Genomic DNA, 8,348 nt, shown 5'->3' with positions numbered 1-8,348 from the left:
GGCGAAACCTGATCGACTCGCGCCGACATAATCGGCGGTCCTCCCGCTCGTCTCCATTCAGGCGCCCCACCGAAAACCGCCGGTTTCCGACGCCGGGACGAAACCGCCGCATTCGCGCCACAATGCGTGGCCGTGCCGCCACAGGGTTCGTACGCCATTGGTTTGTGACGCGTTTGTAATGGCAAAGCTCTTTCCCGCGCTGGTAGCCGTGCCGCTCCGCAGCGCGACTCCCCGCAGCTGCCAGCAACCTGTAGGCATCATGAAGACCCTCTTCCTCGCTACGGCCGCCGTCGCGGCCTTCGCCGCCGCCCCCGCCCTGGCCCAAACCGCTCCGACCGGCTCGATCGGCGCCACCTGGAACCAGGTCGAAGCCGACGACTTTGAAGCCGACGGCTACGCCATCGACGGCGTCGTCGCCGGCCCGGTCAAGGGCGACTGGACCGTCACCTTCGGCGCCAAGATGGCGTGGGACGACGGCACGATCGACGACAACAAGACCTTCTCGGGTCAGCTGCACCTGACGCGTGAGTTCAACGGCCTGCGCGCCGGTGGCTTCATCGCCGCCTCCGACGCCGCTCCGGGCGCCAGCCTGCTGAGCGCCGGCGCCGAAGTGCAGAAGTACTTCGACAAGGCCACCCTGACCGGCGCCGTCAGCTACGGCACGATCAACGACCTGGACGCCGACCTGTGGTCGGTGGGCGTCGACGGCGGCTACTACGTCCTGCCGAACCTGCGCCTGAACGCCAACGCCGCCTACAGCAAGATCGACGTCTCGGGCACCGACCTGGACGCCTACAGCTACGGCGCCGCGGCCGAGTACCAGATCAACGGCAGCCCGATGAGCGTCTTCGCTTCGTGGGACCGCACCACCCTGGATGACGTCGACCTGGACGTCGACACCCTGTCGCTGGGCGTGCGCTTCAACTTCGGCGGCGACCTGCAGCAGCGCGAACGCGCCGGCGCCAACCTGACCCGTTCGGTCGGCGGCGCCGCGGGCATCTTCGCCCTGGGCCTCTAAGCCCTGCTGAAGACCTGAAAGACCGGGGCCCCGGCGGAGCGATCCGCCGGGGCCCTTTTCAATTCCGTGGTCGCCCTAAGTCGGCGAGTTCGCGGCGCTTCCGCGGCCTTCGGCCCCAGTCCAGACACAGCGGCGCCACAATGCGTTGCCCATCGGCCACATGGCCCAAAGCGCTGTTTTTGTGACCCTTTTGTAATAGCTCCGCCACGCGGACGACTGTTAGCAACGCCGCCGTGGCGCCCTCCCCCCGGCGCCGCCCAATAAGGAAATCAAAAAATGAAAAAGTCTCTCGTGCTGGCTTCGGCCGTCGCCGCCACCCTGGTCGCCGCTCCGGCCTTCGCCCAGTCGGGCCCGGTGGGTTCGGTCGGCGTCTCCTACTCGAACAGCTCGGTCGATTTCGGTTCGACCGACGCCGACACCGACAGCTACGCCATTGACGGCGTGGTCGCCGTTGACGCCTTCGCCGGCTGGACCGCCACCTTCGCCGGTTCGGTCGCTCATAACGACGACGCCAACGACACCGGCGTCGCCGGCACGGCTCACCTGACCCGCCTGTCCGGTTCGGACCTGCGCTTCGGCGGCTTCGTCGGCGCGGCCGACGCCGGTGACGAAACCGCCTGGACGTTCGGCGGCGAAGTCCAGAAGTACCTGGCCAACGCCACCCTGACCGGCTCGGTCGCCTACACCACCGCCGACGACATCGACGTCGACGCCTGGACCGTGGCCGGCGACGCCGCCTTCTACGTCACCCCGAACCTGCGCCTGAACGCGGGCCTGGGCTATTCGAAGGTGGACATCGTCGGCACCGACGCCGACCTGTGGACCTACGGCATGGGCGCCGAGTACGAGATCTCGAACACCCCGTTCTCGGTCGCGGCCGGCTTCAACCGCGGTGACATCGAAGACGTCACCATCGACACCTGGACCATCGGCCTGCGCTACAGCTTCGGCGGCGGTCTCCAGGCTCGCGACCGCGCTGGCGCCGCCCTGCCGGGCGCCGGCGTCGCCGGCCTGCTGGGCGCCCTCTAAGGCTCCCTAGTCGATATCGCGTAAGCGAAGGCCCCGGCGGAGCGATCCGCCGGGGCCTTTTGCTGTCCGGGATCCCCTGCCCGACTGAACGGCGGGCAGGAAAAAGGCCCGGGGGGTTCCACATCCCCGGGCCTTTCCCGTTACGGCGACTGCAGGATCAGTTGCCGATTCTCACGTCTCCTCCGCCCATGATCGAGCGGCTGATCGAGCCGGTGGCGCGGGCAATGGTGACGTCGCCGCCGCCGACGATGGAGACTTCGACGTCCCCGGCGACACCGCCGAAGTTCACGTCGCCCGAGCCGGCGATGCTGATCTCGACGTTGGGAGAGGTCCCGTTGCGGACGTCCACGTCGCCGGAGCCGCCGATGGCGACCTCCAGGGGACCGTCGAGGCGCGAGACCGTCACGTCGCCCGAACCGCCGATCGAGACGTCCAGGTCCCGGGTGGCGCCGGCCGTGACCGAGCCCGAGCCGCCGATCGCCACTTCCAGCGAGGACGAGGTCCCGGCGCGGATATCGCCCGAACCGCCGATGCTCAGCGACATCGAGCCGTCGACGTTGGCCACATCCCAGCGGCCGCAGCCGCCGTGACCCAGCTCCAGCGAGCGGGCGCCCCGGCCGACCGAGCCGTAGATGGCGCCGCTGGCGTTCACGTTGACGTCGCGAGGCGTGCGGATGACGATCAGCGGGGCGTCGGCGACGTTCACGCGGCCGACGCCGCGGACCTCGGCCCAGGCGCCTTCGCCGGCGCGGCCGCCGTTGGGGCCGTTATTGCAGTTGTTGATGCCGTCGTTGTCGCCGTTGAACAGGCCGCCGCGGCGGCGCAGGCCGCCGTTGACGCGGATTTCGTCGCCGACGCGGGTCACTTCGACGCGCGGCAGGCGGGACGAGCCCTGTTCGACCTCGACGGCCACGTCGGCGCGGTCCTCGACGACCACGGCCACCCGGGCCACGGCGTAGCGGATCTCGACGTTCGGCTCCTTGGCGAAGGCGGGCCCGGCCACGGCGGCGAGGGCGACGGCCGATACGGCGGTGGCGATTGCGAGTTTCATGGTGGACCTCCCTGTCCTGAATGTGAGGAAAGGGTGCGTCCGCCCGGGGCCGAAGTCACTTTAAAACGAGGTCATGACCCCGTTGTAAGAATGCCCGCCGGAAGGCCCGCCCCGCCTGAGGCGGACAGCCTTCCCTGTCTGGAAATTCAGACGCGCAGGGCGCCCGCGCCGTCGGCGACGCCGACCTCCGGCTCGAAATCCCGCTCGAAATGCTCCAGTCGGCTCTTCAGCGCGCCGGTCCGTTTCAGCGCCAGCGAGGCGGCCCAGCGCGCCGCCAGCTCCGGCGTCGCCATCCGGTCGGTCATGCGCGGCCGCGCGCCCCGGCTGCGCAGCACGGCGTTGGTGTACAGCGCCCCGTTGCGGAACCGCGACGGCCAGGTCTGGAAGTCCATCGACAGGGAGACGCAGAACCGGTCCAGGTTCTCCACCCGGTGCGGCGCATAGATCGGCCAGGTCAGGGCCTGCCCCGGCTCCAGGTCCATCACCTGCGCGTCCTGTTCGAACGCCAGGGTGTAGGGCAGTTCCTCGGTCGTCTGGCGCGCGACCACCTGCTCCATGTTCTTCTCGGGCAGGTGCTGCTCGTCGCCCGGATAGACATAGACCCGCTTGCGGCCGCGCATGTGGAACAGGACCACGCCCGCCGGATCGAAATGATAGGGCACCCGCGCCTTGGGCGAGGACAGGATCAGCTGTCCGGCGTTCTTCACCGCCCGCATCCCCGGATAGGCGCCCTGAACCTTCCCGAACTCGGTCAGGGCGGCGGCCCATAGCTCCGGCCAGCCGGTCTCGACCTCGCGCATGTTGACCCACAGCCGGCCCTGCTGGATCGCGGCCAGCAGCTCGGCCCCGTCCAGCCGCCCGCGCGCGCCGGTGCGCAGGCTGACCTGCCCATCGTCGTCGTAGTCGTACAGGTTGATGTCGAACAGCTCGGCCGGATAGCGGTCCAGGATGGCCGCCAGCGACTCGTCGGTGGCGAAGCCCTGCTCCACCAGCGTGTGCGGATGGACCTGGGCCTGATGGATCGGGCCGGAATAGCGGGTGCGGGTTTCGGTCATGGGGTGTCTCAGGCCGGAACGCGGTTGGTGGAAGACGCACGGGCCTTTGCAAGGGCGGCGCCCGCCGCCTGCATCGCGCCCTTGAAGCGGTTGGCCGAGGTGGTTTCGCAGGCTTCGATCGCGGCCCAGCGGCGGCGCACGCTGGCGCGCAGCTTCTCGCCGCGCCCCTCGCCCGCCAGATCCAGCGCCCTGACCGCCGCCTGGCTGACCGTCGCGCCGAGACCGGGCTTCAGGACCATCGCCTCGCGGACGACGTGCGCCCCGTTGCAGAAGTATTTCTTGTAGTGCTCGCCCTCGAACCCGAAGTCGAAGGTGCGGTAGCCCAGCGCGGCGGCCAGCCGCATGGTGTCCATGCTCAGCAGGATGCCGGGCGAGCAGCGCGCCAGCGAGGGCTCATAGCCGGGGAACCAGAAATGATACTGGTCGCCCGCGTGCAGCGAGAATTCGATCGCCGTCAGTCGGTCGCCGGCCCACAGCCCCGCCATCGAGGCGCCGAAGCCGTTCTCACCCTGGGTCTGCAGCAGGGCGTGCAGCAGATCGGCGGTCCAACCGCAGGCGAAGATGTCGTGCCGGTTGGTGCGCCTGTACTGATCCCGCTTCAGGTCGATCAACCAGTCCAGCAGCTTGGGATCGTGCAGGCCGCGCTCGACCCGCAGCGGGCCCAGTTCGGCCTCCATGCTGCGGCGGGCGCGTTCCTTGTCCTTGAAGAATTTGCCGAAGGTCGCACGCCGCTCGGCGTACCAGCCGTCATAGCCGTCGTCGCCCAGTTCGACCTGCACCGTCCGCCGGTCCTCGCCCAGCGGGGTGTCGCCGACCCAGGCGGTGACGTTCAGGCGGGCCCCGCCCAGCAGGACCGAGACCTCTTCCAGCGTCGGGCCCTCGCCCGGGCGGGCGATGACCCCGTGATAGTCGTTCATCGGCGCGGCCAGCGGCTGGATCGCCGATCCGCGGCGCTGGTGCGGGAAGAAGCCGGCGATCTCGCCGTCCCGCGAGAAGACAGCCACCGCCGCGTACGGGCTGACCTGTCCGGCCACGCGGGTGAAGCTGGGCCGGAAGTAGGGACTGTTCAGCGCCCGGTTGGCCTCCAGGAAGGCGCGCCACGCCGCCCACTCGGCCTCGCCCAGTTCGCTCGCCTTGAGGATGTCGACCTTGAACCCGGTCATAGCCGTCCTTCCGCCCCCCGGACCGTCGTTTCCGGGCCGTTGCAACAGACGTCATGCCACGGCGCCCGTTTCGGCCCGGTGAGCGTTCATCGTTAATGAATCCTGCCCGCGGGAGCCCCCCGCGCGTCATTGACGTTGACCTTGTCCCATCCTCAGGAGAGCCTCATGGCCGATCCCAAGCGCCCGCCCAGCCGCGAAACCGAGAACGAAAACCAGCGCCCCGACCGCGACGGCCAGCCCCCGCGTCCCGCCACCGAACCGGCGGGCTCGGGAGACTCGTCAAACTCGGGCGAAACCGCCACCGACCCCGCCACCGGAAAGCCCAATCCTTGAAGACAGCCGTCCTTCTGTCCGCCTTCGCTCTCGCCGCCCCCACGACCGCCCTCGCCCAGAGAGCGCCCTCGCCTGTTCCCGCCCCGGCCATCGCGGTCTGCCCGCTGGAGACCGGCTTCGTCGCCGACAACGGCGGCCTGACGCGCAGCCGGGCCGCGGTCCGTGCCGGCCGCCTGACCATTCTCGCGGTCGGCTCGTCCTCCATCGAGGGCGTCGGCGCCAGCCGCCGCGAACTCGGCTTCGCCCCCCTGCTGGAACGCGGGCTGGAGCGGCGCATGCCCGGCGTGGACGTGACGGTGATCAACCGGGGCATCGGCGGCGAGACGGCCCGGGAGACGGCCAACCGGCTGGAGCGCGAACTGGCCGCCGGCCGCGTCGACCTGGTCATCTGGCAGTTGGGCACCAATGACGTGCTGCGCGACCGGATGGTCGACGATGTCTTCGCCGACTTCCACCGGGGCGAGGCGGTGCTGCGGGCCGCCGATGTCGATGTGCTGCTGATCGACCCGCAGCGCCTGCCGGAGGACACCCGCAACATGTCGTTCCGGGGCCGCAATCCGGCGCTCGGCGAGATGGCCCGCCGGATCGCCGAGGAGGGCCGCAAGGGCGGCTACGCCGTGCTGCGCCGCTTCGACGCCATGGCCGGCTGGTCCGGACTGGAGCGCGGCGGCGTCGGTCCGGACGACCTGCACCTCAATGACGCCGGCTACGCCTGCTGGGCCGAGGTGACCGCGGAAGGCCTGGCGCCCCGGTTGCTCTGACCCGGCGACCCGCGTTCGGGAACAAGCCCCGCCGGGGCGGGTTGGCTTCAGACCTGCAACGTACCGGAACCGCATGTCCTTTCGCCTGATCCTCGCCTCGACCAGCCTGCTCGCCCTCGCCGCCTGCGGCCAGCCCGACCGTCCCGCCGACGCCCCCGCGGCGGCCCAGGCGGGCGCGCCCGTCCTCACCGCGAACCAGATCGACGAGGCCCGGATCACGACGCCCGTGGTCGCCGCTCCGCCGGCCCAGGCGCCCGCGCCCGGCGCCGTGGTTCCGCCCGATCCGGCCCTGGTGCGGCTGCAGGTCCTGCTGGACCGCTCGACCTTCTCTCCCGGCGTCATCGACGGTCTGGCGGGCTCCAACCTGCGCCAGGCGGTGGCGGCCTACCGCAAGGCCGCCGGAATGCAGGGCGACGCCATCGACGCCGAACTGATGGCGAAACTGACCCAGGCGGACGGCGCCCCGGCCATGACCACCTACACCCTCAGCGCCGCCGACGCGGCGGGTCCCTTCAGCCCGCCGCCCGGCGAACTGGCCGAACAGGCGGCCAGGGGTGTTCACTATTCCAGCCCGCGGGAGCGCCTCGCCGAGCATTTCCATATTTCCGAGACCCTGCTGCAGGGCCTGAACCCGGGCGTCGACTTCCGCCGGGCGGGCCAGCGCATCATGGTGCCCGCCATCGGCGCCGCGCCCCTGCCCGCCGAAGTGGATCACATCGTGGTCGACAAGGCCGAGGGTTCGGTGAGGGCCTTCGCCGCCGACGGCCGCCTGCTGGCCTTCTATCCCGCCACCATCGGCAGCGGCGACAATCCGACCCCCAGCGGCACGGTCCGGGTCAACGGCGTCGCCAGTAACCCGGACTACACCTACGACCCGGCCAAGCTCAGCTACGGCCCCGGCGACCGCAAGATCGTCGTCCCCGCCGGACCCAACAATCCGGTCGGCGTGGTCTGGATCGACCTGAACAAGCCCAGCTACGGCATCCATGGCACGCCGGATCCGGAGAAGATCGGCAAGACGGCCTCGCACGGCTGCGTCCGCCTGACCAACTGGGACGCCTGGCAGCTGGCGGCGGCGGTGAAGCCGGGGGTCGAGGTGCGGTTCGTCTAGGCCGGAGAAAGATGTCCGTGCCTCGCCACGACGCGGCGGCAGAGGGCGACAAAGTCCGCAAGGCTCATGTCGTGCTTGCTGTCATTGGTGCGCCAGCCGCAGATGACGAAGTCATAGCCGTCGCCGTCGCCGCTGACGTGATCGACTGAGGGAAGCAGCGCAAATCCGGCCTTGTAGGCGGACCGCCCCGCCTTTGAAGCCGCATTGTCATAGGTGCTTATCTGAGCCCAGTTCAGGGGCTCGCCCGTATAGTGATCCAGTCCGCCCGACGCCACGACCGCGGCGTGGATGGCCGTCTTGTAGGCGCTGACGGTGACGGGCCAGGTCACGCGCTTGCGGTCCCGGATCACGTGGGCCTGGGCCTTGCGGTGGAGCCAGCGGACGTACTGCTCTCGCGTCACGACGCCACTCAGGAAATCAGGAAGCGAATATAGCACCGGCATCGGATCATCCTTCGGAAGCGCAAAAGAAAAGCCCCGCCGGATCGCTCCGGCGGGGCTCTTCAGTTCAGATCGTCAGACCGTCGATTACTCGATGATCTTGGCGACGACGCCGGCGCCGACGGTGCGGCCGCCTTCACGGATGGCGAAGCGCAGGCCCTGGTCCATGGCGATCGGGGTGATCAGCTCGACGTTCAGCTCGGCGTTGTCGCCCGGCATGATCATCTCGACGCCTTCCTTCAGGTGAACGATGCCGGTCACGTCCGTCGTGCGGAAGTAGAACTGCGGGCGATAGTTCGTGAAGAACGGCGTGTGACGACCGCCTTCTTCCTTGGTCAGGATGTAGGCTTCGGCCAGGAACTTGGTGTGCGGGGTGATGGAGCCCGG

General features: G+C 69.6%; 9 protein-coding genes and 1 pseudogene. 5 read left to right on the top strand and 5 right to left on the bottom strand.

What is annotated here, in order from left to right:
* Window positions 1–259 precede the first annotated feature (259 nt).
* Both Q0C81_RS12355 and Q0C81_RS12350 read left to right on the top strand, forming a co-directional pair.
* Window positions 260–1,018 (top strand): hypothetical protein, encoded by a 759-nt coding sequence (locus tag Q0C81_RS12355; RefSeq protein ID WP_291838207.1) that lies wholly within the window; start codon window positions 260–262, stop codon window positions 1,016–1,018.
* 276 nt (window positions 1,019–1,294) lie between these two features.
* Entirely contained in the window at window positions 1,295–2,047 is a 753-nt protein-coding gene (locus Q0C81_RS12350) for a porin (protein ID WP_291838205.1), read from the top strand.
* Window positions 2,048–2,204: 157 nt separating this feature from the next.
* Here the strand turns inward: Q0C81_RS12350 and Q0C81_RS12345 are convergent, their stop codons facing one another.
* From Q0C81_RS12345 to Q0C81_RS12335, 3 genes are all read right to left on the bottom strand, one after another.
* Window positions 2,205–3,098 (bottom strand): DUF2807 domain-containing protein, encoded by an 894-nt coding sequence (locus tag Q0C81_RS12345; RefSeq protein ID WP_291838202.1) that lies wholly within the window; start codon window positions 3,096–3,098, stop codon window positions 2,205–2,207.
* A gap of 146 nt (window positions 3,099–3,244) precedes the next feature.
* Window positions 3,245–4,153 carry a cupin-like domain-containing protein gene (locus tag Q0C81_RS12340; RefSeq protein ID WP_291838199.1) on the bottom strand — a complete coding sequence of 303 codons (909 nt, stop codon included), beginning with the start codon at window positions 4,151–4,153 and terminating at the stop codon, window positions 3,245–3,247.
* 8 nt (window positions 4,154–4,161) lie between these two features.
* Window positions 4,162–5,316, bottom strand: coding sequence for a GNAT family N-acetyltransferase (locus Q0C81_RS12335; RefSeq protein WP_291838197.1), 1,155 nt, complete (start codon window positions 5,314–5,316; stop codon window positions 4,162–4,164).
* A gap of 165 nt (window positions 5,317–5,481) precedes the next feature.
* Between Q0C81_RS12335 and Q0C81_RS12330 the strand changes: the two genes are divergently transcribed.
* The 3 genes from Q0C81_RS12330 to Q0C81_RS12320 all read left to right on the top strand — a co-directional run bounded on the left by Q0C81_RS12330 (window position 5,482) and on the right by Q0C81_RS12320 (window position 7,521).
* Window positions 5,482–5,649: a hypothetical protein gene (locus Q0C81_RS12330; RefSeq protein WP_291838195.1), complete on the top strand. Its 168-nt coding sequence runs from the start codon at window positions 5,482–5,484 to the stop codon at window positions 5,647–5,649.
* A complete protein-coding gene (locus tag Q0C81_RS12325; RefSeq protein ID WP_291838191.1) occupies window positions 5,646–6,410 on the top strand; it encodes an SGNH/GDSL hydrolase family protein in 765 nt (254 codons plus the stop codon). The genes Q0C81_RS12330 and Q0C81_RS12325 overlap by 4 nt, the downstream gene beginning before the upstream one ends.
* A gap of 73 nt (window positions 6,411–6,483) precedes the next feature.
* Window positions 6,484–7,521 (top strand): L,D-transpeptidase family protein, encoded by a 1,038-nt coding sequence (locus Q0C81_RS12320; protein ID WP_291838188.1) that lies wholly within the window; start codon window positions 6,484–6,486, stop codon window positions 7,519–7,521.
* Here the strand turns inward: Q0C81_RS12320 and Q0C81_RS12315 are convergent.
* Window positions 7,518–7,922: a hypothetical protein gene (locus Q0C81_RS12315; protein WP_291838184.1), complete on the bottom strand. Its 405-nt coding sequence runs from the start codon at window positions 7,920–7,922 to the stop codon at window positions 7,518–7,520. The two genes, Q0C81_RS12320 and Q0C81_RS12315, sit on opposite strands and share 4 nt — an antisense overlap.
* Before the next feature lie 126 nt (window positions 7,923–8,048).
* Window positions 8,049–8,348: pseudogene (tuf, locus tag Q0C81_RS12310) on the bottom strand (elongation factor Tu); the annotation flags it as partial.

Source organism: Brevundimonas sp., from assembly GCF_023259385.1.
Lineage (GTDB): Bacteria > Pseudomonadota > Alphaproteobacteria > Caulobacterales > Caulobacteraceae > Brevundimonas.
Note: the sequence above shows the minus strand (reverse complement) of the source record. Positions and strands in the feature narration are given on the sequence as shown.

What these genes read in the sequence shown, in the direction of transcription:
- Q0C81_RS12355 (WP_291838207.1), top strand. Translation starts at nt 260, where the DNA reads ATGAAGACCCTCTTCCTCGCTACGGCCGCCGTCGCGGCCTTCGCCGCC.
- Q0C81_RS12350 (WP_291838205.1), top strand. Translation starts at nt 1,295, where the DNA reads ATGAAAAAGTCTCTCGTGCTGGCTTCGGCCGTCGCCGCCACCCTGGTC.
- Q0C81_RS12345 (WP_291838202.1), bottom strand. Translation starts at nt 3,098, where the DNA reads ATGAAACTCGCAATCGCCACCGCCGTATCGGCCGTCGCCCTCGCCGCC.
- Q0C81_RS12340 (WP_291838199.1), bottom strand. Translation starts at nt 4,153, where the DNA reads ATGACCGAAACCCGCACCCGCTATTCCGGCCCGATCCATCAGGCCCAG.
- Q0C81_RS12335 (WP_291838197.1), bottom strand. Translation starts at nt 5,316, where the DNA reads ATGACCGGGTTCAAGGTCGACATCCTCAAGGCGAGCGAACTGGGCGAG.
- Q0C81_RS12330 (WP_291838195.1), top strand. Translation starts at nt 5,482, where the DNA reads ATGGCCGATCCCAAGCGCCCGCCCAGCCGCGAAACCGAGAACGAAAAC.
- Q0C81_RS12320 (WP_291838188.1), top strand. Translation starts at nt 6,484, where the DNA reads ATGTCCTTTCGCCTGATCCTCGCCTCGACCAGCCTGCTCGCCCTCGCC.